The sequence below is a fragment of the Clostridium sp. genome, from assembly GCF_040797585.1.
Lineage (GTDB): Bacteria > Bacillota > Clostridia > Clostridiales > Clostridiaceae > Clostridium_Z.
On sequence record NZ_JBFNEO010000040.1, the window covers coordinates 1 to 16,859 of the forward strand.

General features: G+C 30.7%; 18 protein-coding genes and 1 other annotated feature. All 18 genes read right to left on the reverse strand.

Annotated features, from left to right (window positions below; all coding sequences use genetic code 11):
• The coding region (locus AB2369_RS04355; RefSeq protein WP_367665257.1) for a hypothetical protein at positions 1 to 329 on the reverse strand (329 nt) is incomplete at its 3' end.
• Positions 330 to 533: 204 nt separating this feature from the next.
• Positions 534 to 1,883, reverse strand: coding sequence for a phosphoglucosamine mutase (gene glmM, locus AB2369_RS04360; RefSeq protein ID WP_367665258.1), 1,350 nt, complete (start codon positions 1,881 to 1,883; stop codon positions 534 to 536).
• Between the two features lie 873 nt (positions 1,884 to 2,756).
• Positions 2,757 to 3,578: an ABC transporter permease gene (locus tag AB2369_RS04365; RefSeq protein ID WP_367665259.1), complete on the reverse strand. Its 822-nt coding sequence runs from the start codon at positions 3,576 to 3,578 to the stop codon at positions 2,757 to 2,759.
• 12 nt (positions 3,579 to 3,590) lie between these two features.
• Positions 3,591 to 4,424: an ABC transporter permease gene (locus AB2369_RS04370; RefSeq protein ID WP_367665260.1), complete on the reverse strand. Its 834-nt coding sequence runs from the start codon at positions 4,422 to 4,424 to the stop codon at positions 3,591 to 3,593.
• 11 nt (positions 4,425 to 4,435) lie between these two features.
• A complete protein-coding gene (locus tag AB2369_RS04375; RefSeq protein ID WP_367665261.1) occupies positions 4,436 to 5,443 on the reverse strand; it encodes an ABC transporter ATP-binding protein in 1,008 nt (335 codons plus the stop codon).
• 12 nt (positions 5,444 to 5,455) lie between these two features.
• Positions 5,456 to 5,722, reverse strand: a complete 267-nt coding sequence (locus AB2369_RS04380) for a hypothetical protein (RefSeq protein WP_367665262.1) — start codon at positions 5,720 to 5,722, stop codon at positions 5,456 to 5,458.
• Between the two features lie 12 nt (positions 5,723 to 5,734).
• Positions 5,735 to 6,124, reverse strand: a complete 390-nt coding sequence (locus AB2369_RS04385; protein WP_367665263.1) for a hypothetical protein — start codon at positions 6,122 to 6,124, stop codon at positions 5,735 to 5,737.
• 76 nt (positions 6,125 to 6,200) lie between these two features.
• Positions 6,201 to 6,563, reverse strand: a complete 363-nt coding sequence (locus AB2369_RS04390; protein WP_367665264.1) for a DUF2089 domain-containing protein — start codon at positions 6,561 to 6,563, stop codon at positions 6,201 to 6,203.
• Between the two features lie 499 nt (positions 6,564 to 7,062).
• Positions 7,063 to 7,848, reverse strand: coding sequence for a polymer-forming cytoskeletal protein (locus AB2369_RS04395; RefSeq protein ID WP_367665265.1), 786 nt, complete (start codon positions 7,846 to 7,848; stop codon positions 7,063 to 7,065).
• Between the two features lie 19 nt (positions 7,849 to 7,867).
• On the reverse strand, positions 7,868 to 8,659 hold the full coding sequence (locus tag AB2369_RS04400; protein ID WP_367665266.1) for a hypothetical protein: 792 nt from the start codon (positions 8,657 to 8,659) through the stop codon (positions 7,868 to 7,870).
• 14 nt (positions 8,660 to 8,673) lie between these two features.
• On the reverse strand, positions 8,674 to 9,420 hold the full coding sequence (locus tag AB2369_RS04405; protein ID WP_367665267.1) for a hypothetical protein: 747 nt from the start codon (positions 9,418 to 9,420) through the stop codon (positions 8,674 to 8,676).
• Positions 9,421 to 9,429: 9 nt separating this feature from the next.
• The gene (locus AB2369_RS04410) at positions 9,430 to 10,050 is read right to left on the reverse strand and encodes a YhbD family protein (protein WP_367665268.1); all 621 of its coding nucleotides are present in this window, start codon (positions 10,048 to 10,050) and stop codon (positions 9,430 to 9,432) included.
• Positions 10,051 to 10,401: 351 nt separating this feature from the next.
• On the reverse strand, positions 10,402 to 12,339 hold the full coding sequence (gene thrS / locus AB2369_RS04415) for a threonine--tRNA ligase (RefSeq protein ID WP_367665269.1): 1,938 nt from the start codon (positions 12,337 to 12,339) through the stop codon (positions 10,402 to 10,404).
• 168 nt (positions 12,340 to 12,507) lie between these two features.
• Positions 12,508 to 12,727, reverse strand: a binding site (T-box leader).
• Between the two features lie 301 nt (positions 12,728 to 13,028).
• The gene (locus tag AB2369_RS04420) at positions 13,029 to 13,565 is read right to left on the reverse strand and encodes a hypothetical protein (protein WP_367665270.1); all 537 of its coding nucleotides are present in this window, start codon (positions 13,563 to 13,565) and stop codon (positions 13,029 to 13,031) included.
• Between the two features lie 70 nt (positions 13,566 to 13,635).
• Entirely contained in the window at positions 13,636 to 14,481 is an 846-nt protein-coding gene (locus AB2369_RS04425) for an AIM24 family protein (RefSeq protein WP_367665271.1), read from the reverse strand.
• 100 nt (positions 14,482 to 14,581) lie between these two features.
• Positions 14,582 to 14,710, reverse strand: coding sequence for a hypothetical protein (locus tag AB2369_RS04430; protein WP_367665272.1), 129 nt, complete (start codon positions 14,708 to 14,710; stop codon positions 14,582 to 14,584).
• 22 nt (positions 14,711 to 14,732) lie between these two features.
• Positions 14,733 to 14,873 (reverse strand): hypothetical protein, encoded by a 141-nt coding sequence (locus AB2369_RS04435; RefSeq protein WP_367665273.1) that lies wholly within the window; start codon positions 14,871 to 14,873, stop codon positions 14,733 to 14,735.
• A gap of 300 nt (positions 14,874 to 15,173) precedes the next feature.
• Positions 15,174 to 16,727: a glycine betaine ABC transporter substrate-binding protein gene (locus tag AB2369_RS04440; protein ID WP_367665274.1), complete on the reverse strand. Its 1,554-nt coding sequence runs from the start codon at positions 16,725 to 16,727 to the stop codon at positions 15,174 to 15,176.
• Positions 16,728 to 16,859: the final 132 nt, after the last annotated feature.

Sequence of the window (16,859 nt, forward strand, 5' to 3'; positions counted from 1 at the left end):
AGGGCTCTTATGGTTACCGTATCAAAGATTCTTACACTATCAGTATCTCCTGTTAGTGGTCTCGTTGCTACTGTATCTGCTACTTTTATACTATCTGTTGCTCCACTTAATGCTCTTGTAGTTACAGTCCCTGATACACTAACACTATCTACATTTCCTTGTAGTGGTCTAATATCTAATGTACCTGTTATTCCACCAATATTAACCGTGGATATTTCTAACTTTCCATCACTATCTACTTTTACTGGAATGGGATCTCCATTATTACTCCCAAATATCAGGGTCTTTAATTCTTCAGCTGAATTATTAAATACCAAATAGTTTGGCATAAATTTTCATCTCCTTGTTTTCAGAATATATTCATAAATATTATATGTATCTCTACTGATATTGTGTGGCAAATACTAGTGTCTAAAAATACTACTCTTCAAACATTACTTTCCTTTAAAAATTATTAATTATTTTGTAGATAGATTTAAATGTAATAAATAATAAAAAAATGCCTGTTACCCTAAGTAACAAGCATTTTTTTATTATCTATTAACTTTACTCTCTATGAGCTTCGCTAAATTATGAGCCATTTCATCTATTTCTTCTTGATTTTCTCCCTCAAGCATTACCCTAACTAAAGGCTCTGTACCTGAAGGTCTTATAAGTACTCTTCCAACTCCCTGAAGAGATTCTTCAATTCTCTCTATTTCCTTACTTACTTCTTCATCTTTTTCATGAATATCCTTCATATTATTTGGTACTTTCGCATTAACTAAAACCTGTGGTAATTCCTTTATCATTGATGCAAGATCTGATAAAGTTTTTCCACTCTTTTTAACTATAGCTGCTAATTGAAGACCTGTAACAAGTCCATCTCCTGTTGAGTTATAATCTAAGAATATAACATGACCTGATTGTTCTCCACCTAGTTTATAACCATTCTTAACCATCTCTTCAAGAACATATCTGTCCCCAACCTTAGTTTTCACAATGTTAACTGCTTCTTTCTTCATAGCAATATCAAGTCCTAAATTGCTCATAACAGTTACAACTAAAGTATCCTCTTTTAATCTACCTTGCTTTTTAAATTCCTTTGCACATATTCCAAGAATAAAATCTCCATTTATAAGATTTCCCTTTTCATCTACTGCAAGGCATCTATCTGCATCTCCATCAAAAGCAAGCCCAAGGTCACATCCTTTTTTAACCACATAATCCATAAGCTCTTCAGGATGAGTAGATCCACAATTTTTATTTATATTTATTCCATCTGGATCATTATTTATAACAACAACCTCTGCTCCTAAATCTCTAAATGTATCTACTGCTGCTTCATAAGCTGCACCATTAGCACAATCTAATGCTATTTTCATCCCCTTAAAATCTACATTTATTGTAGACTTAGCATATTCTATGTATTCTTCTAGAGCTGATTCCTCAACTCTTTTTCTTCCAAGATCTCCTCCTACTGGTACTGGAACATCCTTGAAGTTATTTTCTATTACACTTTCAATATTTTCCTCAAGTTCATCTGAAAGCTTATATCCTTTATTATCAAAAAATTTGATTCCATTATATTCTACTGGATTATGTGATGCTGATATCATAACCCCTGCATCTGCTCCAAGTTTTCTTGTTAAATAAGCAATGGCTGGAGTTGGTACAACACCTAAACATACCGCTTCTGCTCCAAAGGAAAGTATTCCTGAAACTAAAGCTGCCTCAAGCATATCTCCTGATATTCTAGTGTCCATTCCTACAAGAATCTTAGGCTTATGTGTTCCTTCTGTTAATACATAGGCACCTGCTCTTCCTAGATTATAAGCAAGTTCAGCAGTTAATTCAGTATTTGCAATTCCACGTACTCCATCAGTTCCAAACATTCTACCCATAGCCTCTACCTCACTAATTAAAAATTTTCGTAAATGTAATTTACTCATTATATTATACTATAGTTTTTTTAAGATTCCATAATATATAGTGATTAAATTTATTTTTAATACAATAAATTTAACTACTAATTCACATAATAGTTTCACCTGTTATGGTAAAATATTACTTATATATATTAATTTAAAAATATTCCTCATCTTAGAAAGTTAAATTATTATCCTTAAAGGGAATAACTTTATGTATTATAAGAATTTTAAGAGATTCTATGTAAATCATCCTCTTAATAATAAAATATAAAATTTTTGGAGTGTTTATTAAATATGAAATCTTTATTTAAATATAAGAAAAGTGATATTTTTAATATTGTGCTAATAATTTTAATATGTATACTACAAATAATATATATATATAACTTAATAGATATATATTATTTTATATATGTAATAATTACTCTTCAACTTTATCTGTTGTTAAACTATATGAAAAGTAAGAATGTTTTATTTAGTCTTATGGTAAGTCTAGTGATTACTATGATAATTATTAAGGATAACATCTCAAACCTCTCTATTCTGTACATTAGTATTTCTATAATCACAGGTTTTATATTATTTAAAATTATTAACTCAATCTACTGTGATAAAAAATAAGTTTACATTGTAAAGATTAACCGTAATTATAAATCAAATAAAATCCCTTATAGAAAAATAAGTTTTTCTATAAGGGATTTTTTATTTCAGGTCCATCACATTCTATCCATCTTATACTTGTTATACTACCTATTTGCATATTATCTATTTCATTTAGAAATTCATTAACTGAATTCCCCTTAGAATTTAGGAAAATAATAAGTTTCTTACCATATAAAATAGGCTCTAGTGTCCTGATAAGATTCCCTTTTCTCTGCATTTTCTTTCTACCCTCATAAATATTCCTCTTCCTAGCATATAAAATATAAACATGGAAGCAAATAATATAATCAGTTGATATTTAAGATCTATAAAAGGCTCTTGATTAATCATTATAGCTCTTAAGCTATCATTTAGGTAGGTTAGTGGAATTATAAGTGATATGAATAATATACCTTTTGGCAATATTTTAATTGGAAAATTAGCTCCTGAAACCCCCATTATAAGAATATTACTCAAATCTATTACAGTATTAGCATCCTTCATAAGGAGGACTAAGGCAGCTACCCCTATTCCAATACCAACAATAGCTATAACCCCTGGTATTAAATATAGAAGAATCCTAAATAAACTCATAGTCATTGTAAAGTCAAATAGAAAATGACATATAATCATGGTTAGTATTATCTCAAATAATGCTTCACAAAACTGAAATAAAGCTGTTCCTATTAAAAATGCCATTTTATTTATGGGTGCACTCCAGTTGGATTCAAGAGTTCCCTGCATCATCTCAGTTTTTAAAGTAAATCCAGTTGCCCATAATGCAGTAGATACAAAGGTACTTGCCATAAACCCTATTATTAGAAATCCCATGTAATCTGAATTTCCTGTATATGCTGCGAATCCACTAATTTCTCCATTTACCTCAAAAGCTTTTCCCATAAAATACATAGGAGAAAGCCATATTATAGGGTTAATCAAAGGAAAAATCATATTCAGCGGATATCTAAAGTAATATTTCATTTTTAAAATAAATCTAGCTTTTAAAAGTATAAAAAATTCCCTCATATTCCTCTCCTCCTAAAACCTCTCAAGACTTCCAGAGATCCTTACCTTTCTTTCTAAGGATGAAAATAAAATTCTACCTATTATAAACATTACTACTCCAAGTAAAATACACATAAAAATATCATAACTAACTTCCTTTGAGGTTACTAAGGTACCATTTAAAAGTAATTTTCTTGAAGCGTTTATTCCATAGGTAAAAGGAAGAGTACTAGATACTACCTTCATCCACTCCGGAAGCATAATTATAGGATAGGATATTCCACAAAATATGGTTATAATCCCTCTTATAATTTGTACTGTAGATCCAGCTTCCTTTGCTACTAGTATTAAAGAAGAAAACATAAGTCCAAATCCATAAACTCCAGGAAGGAATATCAGAAATGATACTATCCATCCTAGCGCTGTAGCATTAAAAGTAACCCCATAAATATACTTATACTCTAAGATGCTTATTACAAGACTAATTAAACTAGTAACTATACTAAATATACCTTGTCCTATAAACAGATCAAACTTATTTATTGGACATAGCCAATTAGACTCTAAAGTTCCCCTAGTTTGCTCACTTCTAAGGTAACTTCCGAAACTCCACATGGTCATATTTACCCAAGACCAAACCATTGTTCCAATAATTATATATCCAATATAACTGTCAGTACCAGCTATATTATTAAATGTATCGTAACCACTTCCATCTGGTCCCGCCATAGCAATTCCTGCCGCTACATAGAAAAATGGTATTATAAGAGGCCATATAATGCTTGCTATTATCCATGATGGGTATCTAATATACTGAATAAATTCCTTTTTAAAAGATGCCTTAATAACTTTTATTCTATCTACCATAATAAAACCTCCTAATCCCTTAAGCTCTTTCCTGTAAGATTTATAAATACATCTTCAAGGGATGGCTCTTCCACCTTTATATTAAGAAGCTTTATATTATGTTTTAATAGAATGTCTATTATCTCTTGTATTATCTCCTCTCCATCATTATGATGAATTGTGATCTCATAGGATCTATTTTCCACTTTATATTCACTATTAATATTCTCAACATAGCTTATAGCTTTGATTTCTTCTAACACTTTATCATTACAATTATTTATGGTGATTTTTAAGATTTTCACTTTGCTTATGCTTTTTTTAAGATTTTCTGGTGTGTCTAAGGCGATTATCTTTCCTCCGTCTATTATTGCTATTCTATCACAGAGAAAGTCTGCCTCTTCCATATAATGAGTTGTTAATAGAACTGTTCTTCCCTCTTCTTTTATTTCCATTATGATTTCTCTTAGGTTCAGTGCTGATTGTGGATCTAGTCCCAAGGTAGGTTCATCTAATAAGACTACTGGAGCTTCTGGTATAAGTGCCTTTCCCAGAGCTATCTTTTGTTTCATTCCCGTAGAGTATTTTTCCACTAATACATCTGATTTCTCTTCCATATGAAGTCTTTTTATAATTTTATCTGCTCTTAATTTCCCTTCCTTTGTATCACATCCATACAATGCTGCAAAATACTCAAGGTTTTCCCGTCCTGTAAGTTTCCAATATATACTTCTATCTCCTGCTAGGACAGTACCTATATTCTTTAAGGACTTTTTCTGATTCCTGTTCACATCCTGTTCCATAACCATAACCTCTCCAGTAGTCGGCATTAAAAGTCCTGTAATCATCTTTATTGTTGTCGTCTTTCCTGCTCCATTAGGTCCTAGAAGACCAAATATTTCCCCTTTTTTTATATTAAAATTAATATTATCTACAGCTTTAAATTCTTTAACCTCTAAAGTTTTAAAAAACTTCTTTTTTCTAGTTATGAAAATTTTACTTAAGGATTTAACCTCTACACTATTTTCCCTTACCCCCATATGTCTATCCCCCTAAACTGTTATTCTAATTTCTGTACCACCCTTTTCTTTAACTTCAACTATATTAAGCCCCTTGAAATGTTTAAGCTCTTTAATACTTTTGCATAGTAAATTAAAATTAATACAATCTAAAACCTTTTTTAAATCATCGTCCTTTTCTTTTTTAGCTGAATAATATATAAAAGGTTTTAAAACTCTTAAAGATATTGTAACTAAACTTAAAGGTGCTGAGATTCTTATAGGCTTTTCTCTATCTTTATCCTTTATTACTATCTTCATATCCCCTCCAAATTACTCTATAAAGATTTTAACCTTATCTCCATCCTTTGAATTTACTTCTACTATATTTCCTATGATGTTATTATCTAAGGCGGATATTAAGGTATTCATTAGAGCTTCTTTGTCTATTCCTTCCATATTCCCAAGATTTACAGGAAGATCTTTGCAAGATCCTAAAATACCTTTTATAATGCTTATTGGAAGATTCACTGAAACATCATCTCCATCACTAGATAAAACCTTTATCCTAAGAATTCTTTTCTCATAGTCAGTGGCAGACTCATTTGTTGAAACTGTTGGCTCTTTTTCCTCTCTCAACGCTGATATAAGTTCTTCTGCCTTTTCTCCTGAAATTTTTCCTTCCTCAACCATCTTTAATACTCTTAAAATATCTTCTCTCATAATATCTCCTCCAATTTTATTCCCAGAATATTCTTAAAATTATATTTAGCTGAAAGCCTTGCAATACGCAAGGTTTCTATTCTTTTAGAAGTTTAATTGCCTCTTCTGGAGTTATGTCTCCCTTCTCTAAGGCATCTAATACCTTCGATCTATCCTTATCCTCTCCTTTTGGTTTATCATATCCAAGGGAAACTAGTACCTCATCTAGCTTTCCTCTAACCGTAGGATAGGATATTTTAAGTTCTTTCTCCACATCCTTTATACTACCTCTACATTTTAAAAATACTTCTATAAAATTTAGTTGATCCTTTGTTAGATATTCAAACTTAGACATTTGAAACTCATTTTCTATAACTGTATTACAATTTTCACATTTTAGCCTTGTTATCTTAAGTTTCTTAGAACACACAGGGCACTTACTTATAACCTTGTATACCATGTTTAACCACCTCTGTATATTTAGTATATACCCTGAAATTAAAAATTTCAATATATATTTTAAATATTTTAATTTTTATATTTTAAATTATTAAGATATTTTATTATATAATTAATATATTTAATATAAGTATTAATTTCTTTAATCTTATAATTAATAACTTTAAGATCTTAGTTAGTTTACACTTTAATCTAAGGAATCCTATAGGATTTTTAGCCTAATTTTTAACTTATACATGTACTTAAATCCTTTTAAAATATTAGATTTCAAGCAGTACATAAGATAAATTTTGAATCAAAAACCCTATAGATTTTTAACTGAAAACTTATTTTATATAATATTCAAATCCCTATAATCATTTTAAATTAAAACTCAACTCTAATAATTCTCTCTAATGTACACATTAAAACTTTCTATTCCTTGAATATGAAGTACTTTAATCACATATGAATCTCTATAATGCTTTACTTTAATTCGTACATTATGAAACTTTCCATTCCTATTGAATCTTTACCTCTTCCTTAACTACTCCTCCATCTTCTATTATCATTTCGTCAGTGTATTCTACCTTATCTATTACAGATCCTTTTCCTACAACTACCTTTTTTCCTCTTATAATATTACATCTAGTGTATTCAACCTCTACATAATCCCCTTCTATAAGTTCTGTATTTAAAACTCCATTACTTATATTTACTAAGGATAGTATATATCTCAAGAAACCACCATTATTTCTTACTCTTTTTATTATTATCTTCTCCCCACCGATCTCTTTAGCATAACATTCCCCTGCTAAACCTATATCAATGACATCAGCTGTAAGAAGCCCTCTTATACTGAATCCGCCTTGAGATATGAATTTTTCTCCTACGCAGTCTCCTCCACATCTTAAAGATCCGCATAAGTCTATATTATTAACACAAATCCCTTGTCCAACCTTCATGGAACCTGAAATATTAAGGGAGTCACCTTTAACAGCTCCCTCTACCCTTGTTGATCCACTAATATGTGTATTTCCTCCCTTTAAGTCTCCTCTTACACTAGCTGATCCTGAGAATTTAAACCCTTCACACTTTATATCTCCATGAATAGAGGCGCTTCCACTAACCTTCCCTTCGATGGTTTCTAAGTCTCCTGTTAAGGTACCTGACCCACTTATCTTAAACTCTGTACAGCTTACATCTCCTTGTATCTTTCCAGATCCGCTTATTTTTACTATATTGTATTTTCCCCCTGGCATTTTGGAGGAACCTGATATTTTTAAATCCATTAATTTCTCATCCATATAATAACCTCCTCTTGTATTATAATTTTATAACCTCTTTAACCCTAGCTAAGGGACTTATTTCTATCTTATCCTTATATTCAACTCTATCTATTTCACACTTTTCTCCTATTTTTATATTATTACCTCTTACTTCTTTAACTTTTATATTAGAAATATCTATGATATCTCCTTCTATAAACTCGGTAACAAGACCATTATAGTTACTTCCACTGGTTATAACTCCTTTTATTAGATGTAGAATTTTTTCACTAACTCCACCTCTATATCTTATAACTATTTCAGCTCCTCCAATCTCCTTTATATAAGAAAATTTACTAGCATTTATATAGATTTTTTCTCCGTTTAATAAACCTTTAATATTTATCAGTCCATTGCAATTAAGTTCCTCTACTTCAAGGTTATCTTTTATAAATAATGCCCCTTCACAGTCTACAACTCTAGAATTTAAGCTTTCCTCTATTTTTAAGTATCCACTTATACTAAGATTGTCTCCCTGACTTTTTCCTTTTATTTTTCCTGTTCCATTAATCTCTGCATCTCCAAAGCTAAGACCACCATTAAATGATGATGTACCGTCAATTCTTATTCTCTCTCCACAAACTTCCTCTGTGAATCTTCCTATTCCATTTATGGTTAAACCTGTAGTGGTAATCTTACTTTTTCCTCGTACAAACCCATTTGCCTCCAAGGCTTCACACTTAATATCTCCTACTATATTTCCAGCACCATTTATAGTAATATCTCCATATACTCCTTCAGTAACCTTAGAAAATCCATCAATTGTTATATCCATTCTATTCTCTTTCACACCTTATCACCTGCCTAAAACTTTATAACTTCCTTAACCTTAGCTTTATCACTTATATAGATTTCGTCACTATAATATAGGCTATCTATTACACAATAATCTCCTACATTAACAACATTACCTCTAACACTCTTTACTATTACATTACTTATATTTATTTCATTTCCCTCAATAAGCTCTGAAACAAAGGAATCATTTCCTAGATTATTTGAAGTTGAAGTAATTTCTATAACTCCTCCTCCAATTTCTTTTACATAAGATTTAGAAGAAGCTTCTATAAATATATTTTCTCCATTTAATAATCCTTGAACCTTTAAAATGCCATGGCATTCTATATTCTCTGCATTTACATCATTAGTTGTACTTAAACATCCACCAACTTCTATATCATCACAGTTTAAAATCCCTTCAATTTCAACCTTACCATTTATCTCTAATCTCTCTCCCTTTATCTCACCTATAGCTAAAACTCTTCCCTTTACCTCCATATAACTAAATATTAAACCATTTTTAAAACTAGCCACCCCATTAACCTCTATATCTTCCCCTTGGGCAAACTCACTAATATTAACTGATCCATTTACTTCTATGGATTCTCCATATATTTTATATTTAGATTCTAATACTCCATTAATCATTAATGATTCACATCTTACATTTCCAGATAAATTAACACGTCCATATATGTCTATATCTTTATAATCACCACTAGCTATAGTACCTGAACCATCAAAATTTAAACCTCTCATTTCTTCTTTCATACCATTTTCCTACCTTTCAAGCTTTAATTTTAATTCTTCAATAAAAGTCTTTAGTGTAGTTTTTATGATAATTTTTCCCTCTTCTTCTATATAAAAGTTCTCATTAACCTCTCCAAGAACCCATATGCCAATTCCAAACTTTCTAATAAGAATTATTTCATAATCCTTATCTTTAAACTCAGTAGTATTTAAAAGCTTTATAAGACTCTTCCCCTCATCAAAACTTATGTCCCCTGATTTTAAAAGATCATCAAGAACATAAGGAATAAGAATATTATCAAACCCAAACTCTTCTACCGGTTCATATATACTTTCATATATTTCTAATGCTCTATTAGATACAATATTTTTTATTAATATTTCATCCTTTGATAGATTAACATTTGATGGGGTTGAAGAGAATACATCAGCTAAATCATCTAAGGATAAATTATCCTTCATATCCTTTATCTTTTCTACTCTCTCTAATATCTTTTCCCTTGGAAAATAAGTTTCTTGTCCCGTATAACTAGACTTTTTTATAAACCACTCCTCTGGTATTATACTCTTCCTCTTCCATCTATATAGCTGCCCATAGGAGATTCCAGTTACATTCAAAAGTTCCTTTTTTGATATTAAATCTTCGCTCATTGTTACACCTCCTATTTTTAGTGTAACAAAACATTGTTACATTGTAAATATGTTTATTCTATTAGAAATTATAATAACCCTTATTTATATATGAAATATAACATTTATTGATTTAGAATATATTGTTTGTAAATATTGAGGGCTTATTAATTGATAGGAATATTTCTTATGAATATATAAGTAATTGTGAAACTTTAATTATTCTTTTATAATTTTTTACATCTCTTTATCCTTTGTGGTGTTGGTGATTATTTCACCTTGAAGCTTAAATTTATACAGGTAAGAAAATTTAAAGAGATCTAAAAAAAAAGCTACCCCAAAATATTTCTATTTTGGGGTAGCTCATTAAAATTAATCATTTACTTTGTTATTTATTTCTTCTGAAATCTTCTCTTCAAAATCACTTATAGATAATATACCTAAGTCTTCTCCTCTTCTTCTAACTGCTACAGTGTTCTCCTCTGCTTCCTTTTCTCCAACAATTAAAAGATATGGTATTCTTTCCATTCTACCTTCTCTTATCTTATATCCTATCTTCTCTGCTCTATAGTCAGCTTCTATTCTTATACCTTTACCTCTAAGATTCTTAACTACACTTTCTGCATAATCATGATACTTTTCTGATATTGGTAGAACCTTAACTTGAGTTGGGCTAAGCCATATTGGGAATGCTCCTGCATATTTCTCTATAAGCATAGCTAAAGTTCTTTCATAACATCCTATAGAACTTCTGTGGATTATAAATGGTCTCTTCTTACTTCCATCTGCATCTACATAGCTCATATCAAATCTATCTGCTAAAGCAAAGTCTAATTGAACTGTTATTATTGTGTCTTCCTTACCATGAACATTCTTAAATTGAATATCTAGTTTTGGTCCATAGAACGCTGCTTCTCCCTCAGCTTCTTTATAATCTAATTCAAGTTCATCTAAGATAACTTTCATTTCCTTTTGAGTGTTTTCCCAAGCCTCTGGGTTATCTATATACTTACCCTTATTGTTTGGATCCCACTTAGAAAATCTATAGCTTACAGAATCTTGTATTCCTAAAGTAGTCATTATATGCTTAACTAAGCCTACAGCCTTTTTGAACTCTTCGTTAACTTGATCTGGTCTACATATTATATGACCATCAGCTAAAGTAAACTGTCTTACTCTTATAAGACCATGCATTTCTCCTGAAGATTCCTTTCTACATAGAGTAGAAGTTTCTGCATATCCTATTGGAAGATCTCTATAACTATGTTGCTCTGCCTTATATATTAAATATTGGAATGGGCATGTCATTGGTCTTAATGCCATAGCCTCATCATCATTTTCCTCATCTCCTATTATGAACATTCCGTCCTTATAGTGAGACCAGTGTCCTGAAACCTTATATAAATCACTCTTTGCCATTATAGGAGTCTTAGTTAAAACATATCCACGTCTTTCTTCCTCATCCTCAACCCATCTTTGAAGAAGTTGTAGAACCTTTGCTCCCTTTGGCATTATAAGAGGAAGTCCTTGACCTACTATATCAGAAGTTGTAAATATTCCAAGTTCTCTTCCTAGCTTATTATGGTCTCTTTTCTTAGCTTCTTCCTTCATCTTTAAGAATTCCTCTAAGTCTGAAGCCTTAGTAAATGCTGTTCCATATATTCTAGTAAGCATCTTGTTATTTTCATCGCCTCTAAAGTAAGCTCCAGTAAGCATAGTAAGTTTAAATGCCTTAACTGGTTTTGTTGTCATAAGGTGAGGACCTGCACATAAGTCTACAAATTCTCCCATTTTATAGAATGATAAAACTTCATCCTCTGGAAGATCGTTTATAAGTTCAATCTTGTAGTCTTCATTCTTCTCCTCCATAAGCTTTAAAGCCTCATTTCTAGGAAGAACAAATCTTTCTATTGGAAGGTTTTCCTTAACAATCTTCTTCATTTCAGCTTCTATCTTAGGAAGATCTTCTTGAGTTATAGGCTTTTCAAACTCTACATCATAGTAAAAACCTTCTTCTATTGATGGTCCTATTGCAAGCTTTGCACCACTATATAATCTTTTAACAGCTTGAGCTAATATGTGTGCTGCTGTATGTCTAAAAGCTTCTTTTCCCTCTTCACTATCAAAGGTTACTATACTAACCTCACTGTCCTTATCTATTTCAAATCTTAAATCTTGAATTTTTCCATCTACAATTCCTGCACAAGCAACCCTTGCAAGTCCTTCGCTTATGTCTTTTGCAAGATCTATAATTGATATCTTGCTTTCATATTCCTTTACTGATCCATCTTTTAAAGTTATTTTTATCATATATTTCTCTCCTTTCTTCTCCTTAGGTTAAGCCCTTAAAAATTATTTTAGGGTTTCTAACTTAAAATTTATTTTATACACTAATTAAAATAAATAATCCTACTAAACAGTTTCTAAAGTGGCATAGCTTAAAATAAAATCAAAAAGCTCCCATCCCTTCCTATTACAGAAAGGGACGAGAGCTGAATTCCCGTGGTTCCACCCTAGTTTACTAAATTTAAACAAATTAAATTTAGGACTCATTAAAGCATATAACGGTGCCTTACCGTACTGTATTAAAGTCACTCAGAGGTGGTCTTCATTCATGGTTATTTAAGGTTAATTACAGCTACATAACCTCTCTCTGTAAATAATTCACACAAATTACTGTCCTCTTCATTGCATTTACATTTTAAATTGACTTTATTATAGCATACTATTATATAAAGTCAACACTCTTCAATAAAATTATTATACACATATAAACCCTGTATGTTAAGGGATTTCCCTAAAATAAATATATGTTTTAATATTTTATAACATATAAAAATTCTCATAAGAAAACTATATTTTTAATAATACATCCTCTTCTTTTACTAATTACTTCTCCCATTAAAAGTCACAATACTAGTCTAATTAACTATTACTATTTCTTCATTAGAATGAATAATTTTATTTAATTTTAAGTTCTTATCCTTAATGTCTACCCCTTATAATAGAGCAATAGGCTCTAGGTAAACACTAAACTCCTTAGCATTTTCTTTTACCATAAGAAAATTTATTAAATCTTTTTTTCTTTTTCCTTTAAGTTCTAAATTCTTACTCTTAAAGCTCTTTAGAGAATCTCTTATTCCATTAGTTTTTATATTCTTTATAAAAGCCATCTCATAATCTGTAACATACCTTTTAATTATGAAACTTGGAATTAAAGAAATTCCAGTATCTATGGTATCTAAAATCACCTCTGATGCAAGAGATACCGAGTACCCTCTTCTCTTATTAACCTTAAGAAAGCTTATTAAATAAGAAGCTGCCATTATATTTCTGTTGCATCCCTTTTCCACTATCGGAAGACTCTTAGACATCAAGAGAAATTCTTCTCTTACCTCCTGTAGTATCTTAGGAATTTCCTTATTATCATAGGATTTTTTCATAACCTTTTTTAAAGGAATCTCTCCATAACAAAGGAGTTTTTTTGCCTTTTCCTCTTGTTCTCCTTCCTCATAATGATAAAGTGAATCCTCCATGACAAAAACCTCATTTTAATTACTTCATCATCTATTATATGAAATTTCAAGTAAAAAATTACTAATTATACTATTTATTTTCTTGATCAGTATTCATAGTTCCTGAAGGATTGGTCATAGCTGTTAAATTAAATCCTGATAGGTTTTTATAAACATGAGATGTTGGAAGAAGCCATACTTCCCCAGTTCCCCTAAATACATTTAATAAACCTTCTCCACTAGTTCCTGTTCCAATCCATGATTTTGCTGATTTTTCTACAGTGAAATCTATTCTTCCATTTCTTAATATGGCAAAGTTACCATCAACCTTTAACACATCATCTATAAGTTTTACTTTTATAACTTCTGACTCTGGTACTGGCAACTCTAGAACTACAATCCCCGATCCAGAAAGTTTGGTTTGAAAAAGGCTCTCATTCCCAAAGAAAGCTGAGGATATACTCTTTTGGGATGATACTCCTACTTCCACCCCTTCCTCACAGGCATAGAATAATCCATCATCAACAATTATAGACTCATCTTCTAGCTCTATAAGAGCGTAATGACCAAAGGATGGTTCAAGAAAAATCTCTCCAGTTCCACTGTATAATGCCTTAAATGTAGTTTCATTAGTTAGCTTACTAGATATGATCTTTTTCCCAAGGCCTACTATTCCACCTATTTTACTATCAACCTCTATATCCCCCTTCATAAATTGAAGAGCTCCAGATTCTAATCTTACTGCTGCATCCTTCAATAATATTCTTATCTGTCTTAATTTTATATCTGAATCACTCATAAATGAAAGAGCAAAGGCAGTACTTAGGTCCTTTCCTCCCTTTAAGCTGTTGTATTCTAAAACTTGAAATACAGTATCAAGACCTATCATCTCATCTATTTTTGTTATATTATTTTTTGATTTTAAGCTTGTTCTCATATTATTCACTCCTTAATCTATAAAGCTTGTCCTTATAAATTATCAACAGTACCCCTTGAATTTATTCACAATTTAAAATAAATTATATATTTTCTGTGGATTAATTAAACTCTTTAACTTTTTCTTCTTTTGAACTCTCCATAGCTAGTTCTATTATCCTTATAGTGTTTCTTGCATCTTCTGGTTTAACAACAAGCCCTTCCTTAAGTTTTCCTTCTTGAACGTCCATCCCATACTTAATAAAGCTACCCTTATCTCTTTAATGCCTTTTCTCTTTTCTCACTACTAGTTGTATATATCTTTTTAAGGTTTAAACCATGAACACTGCATATTGTTGGGCCATGAAATACTTGTCCTGAAATTCCGAATCCTATTAATGCTACATTTAACATGATACATCTCCTTAAATCTTTTAATATTGTATTTATATTATATCCTACTTAAACCTATATTAATAATTCTGAAATATACGCGCATAGATTACACTTAAAAATTTTTGTTATAAACATAATAAATTTAATGTTTTAATAATAAAAAACCATATTTCTATTTTACATAAACAAAGGAACCTAGAGTACCTTCTTTCCTCTAGATTCCTTCTATATTTTTGTTTATGGTTAATCCCATATCCTCTTAATTTATATTAAACAAATCTTATTTCAGATCTTAATACTTCTTGGCCAAATTTACACTTACTTAATCAGTCCTTGTTCCTTTAAGAAGTCATTGGCTACCTTTGCAGGATCTTCTCCTAATTTATCTACCTTATAATTTAACGCTCTCATGGTTTCGTCATTTATCTTTCCTGCTAACTCATTTACTATTCCCTCAAGTTCTGGATGCTTTTCTAAGGTTTCTTTTCTAAATATAGGTACTGCATTATATGGAGGGAAGAAATTCTTATCATCCTTTAGTACCTTTAAATCAAATGCGTTTATTAATCCATCTGTAGAAAAGGCATCTATAACATCACTCTTATTATTATTTATAGATGTATATCTAAGTCCCCCATCTACTGCATCTACAGATTTAAACTTCATGTTATATTCTCTTGCAAGTCCTATAAATCCATCTTCTCTATTAGTGAACTCTATAGTAGCTCCAAGTCTTAAGTCATTACTTACCTTTGCAAGATCTGAGAAAGTTTCTAAATTATATTTATCAGCTAAATCCTTTGTGACTGCAAGAGTATATGTATTGTTAAAACCTAGTGGTTTTAAATATTCTATATTATATTTATCACTATACTCTTTCTTTACAACATCATAAGCCTTATCTGGATCCTTTATAGGTTCCATTTTTAAAACATTCATAAGAGATGTTCCTGTATATTCTACAAATCCATCAATCTCTCCATTTTTTATGGCACTAAAGGTTACATTACTTCCTCCTAGATTAAGCTTTCTTTCAACTTCAAGATCTGTTCTATCCTCAATTAAGTCAGCTAATATGTTTCCAAGTATAAGTTGTTCTGAAAAGTTCTTAGATCCTATTACAATTTTATTTTCATCACTTTTAAACATGTTACCAAAGGAGAAAAAAACTATTACTATAAGTAATATGGCACTTATTATTTTAAAGGTTTTAGAAACTCCTCTATTTTTTCTACCATTTGTTACTCCATTTGGCGTTACTGCAAGTTCTATTTTTCCTATTATAAAATCTATAGCTAAAGCAAGTAAACATGCTGGTATTGCCCCTGCAAGTATCATATTGTTATCAACAGTTTGAACTCCTGAGAACACTAAGTATCCAAGACCTCCTGCCCCTACGAAGGCTGCTATAGTCATAGATCCTACTGCCGTAACTGCTGATATTCTTATACCTGCCATTATTACTGGTAAAGCTAGAGGAATTTGAATCATTCTAAGAACTTGACTCTTAGTAAGCCCTATTCCCGTAGCAGCCTCTAACATACTCTCATCTATACTTTTAAGTCCTGTATAAGTATTTTTAACTATAGGTAAAAGAGCGTACAATACTACCATAACTATGGCTGGCTTACTACCTATTCCAACTAATGGTATAAGAAGTCCAAGTAAAGCAAGACTTGGTACAGCTTGAAGTATATTAGTAATTCCAAGGACATATTTAGATGCCTTTTTATATCTAGTTATAAGTATTCCTAAAGGTACCCCTATAAGAGTAGCAACTAAAACTGCAATAATAGTAAGCTGTATATGTTCTAGGAATAGCTTAAATATTTGTTCTTTTCTTTGTATCATAAAATCTATAAAAGTACTCATTATTCTGTTATCGTTGCCAAAATTCTATAAAAATCTATAAATCTTGTTTAATTCCCTGTTCAGCGTGTCCGATTTTGTAATCCTAAAGAATATACTACTTTCGTTTGATATAACACTCCGAGGGCTTAAATT

Bases quoted from the DNA above. Each gene is read 5' to 3' on its own strand.
- AB2369_RS04410 (WP_367665268.1), bottom strand. From the start codon at position 10,050: ATGAGCGAAGATTTAATATCAAAAAAGGAACTTTTGAATGTAACTGGA.
- AB2369_RS04390 (WP_367665264.1), bottom strand. From the start codon at position 6,563: ATGGTATACAAGGTTATAAGTAAGTGCCCTGTGTGTTCTAAGAAACTT.
- AB2369_RS04395 (WP_367665265.1), bottom strand. From the start codon at position 7,848: ATGGATGAGAAATTAATGGATTTAAAAATATCAGGTTCCTCCAAAATG.
- AB2369_RS04435 (WP_367665273.1), bottom strand. From the start codon at position 14,873: ATGTTAAATGTAGCATTAATAGGATTCGGAATTTCAGGACAAGTATTT.
- AB2369_RS04430 (WP_367665272.1), bottom strand. From the start codon at position 14,710: ATGGACGTTCAAGAAGGAAAACTTAAGGAAGGGCTTGTTGTTAAACCA.
- AB2369_RS04420 (WP_367665270.1), bottom strand. From the start codon at position 13,565: ATGGAGGATTCACTTTATCATTATGAGGAAGGAGAACAAGAGGAAAAG.
- AB2369_RS04365 (WP_367665259.1), bottom strand. From the start codon at position 3,578: ATGAGGGAATTTTTTATACTTTTAAAAGCTAGATTTATTTTAAAAATG.
- AB2369_RS04440 (WP_367665274.1), bottom strand. From the start codon at position 16,727: ATGAGTACTTTTATAGATTTTATGATACAAAGAAAAGAACAAATATTT.
- AB2369_RS04425 (WP_367665271.1), bottom strand. From the start codon at position 14,481: ATGAGAACAAGCTTAAAATCAAAAAATAATATAACAAAAATAGATGAG.
- AB2369_RS04380 (WP_367665262.1), bottom strand. From the start codon at position 5,722: ATGAAGATAGTAATAAAGGATAAAGATAGAGAAAAGCCTATAAGAATC.
- glmM (WP_367665258.1), bottom strand. From the start codon at position 1,883: ATGGGTAGAATGTTTGGAACTGATGGAGTACGTGGAATTGCAAATACT.
- AB2369_RS04375 (WP_367665261.1), bottom strand. From the start codon at position 5,443: ATGGGGGTAAGGGAAAATAGTGTAGAGGTTAAATCCTTAAGTAAAATT.
- AB2369_RS04370 (WP_367665260.1), bottom strand. From the start codon at position 4,424: ATGGTAGATAGAATAAAAGTTATTAAGGCATCTTTTAAAAAGGAATTT.
- thrS (WP_367665269.1), bottom strand. From the start codon at position 12,339: ATGATAAAAATAACTTTAAAAGATGGATCAGTAAAGGAATATGAAAGC.
- AB2369_RS04385 (WP_367665263.1), bottom strand. From the start codon at position 6,124: ATGAGAGAAGATATTTTAAGAGTATTAAAGATGGTTGAGGAAGGAAAA.
- AB2369_RS04405 (WP_367665267.1), bottom strand. From the start codon at position 9,420: ATGAAAGAAGAAATGAGAGGTTTAAATTTTGATGGTTCAGGTACTATA.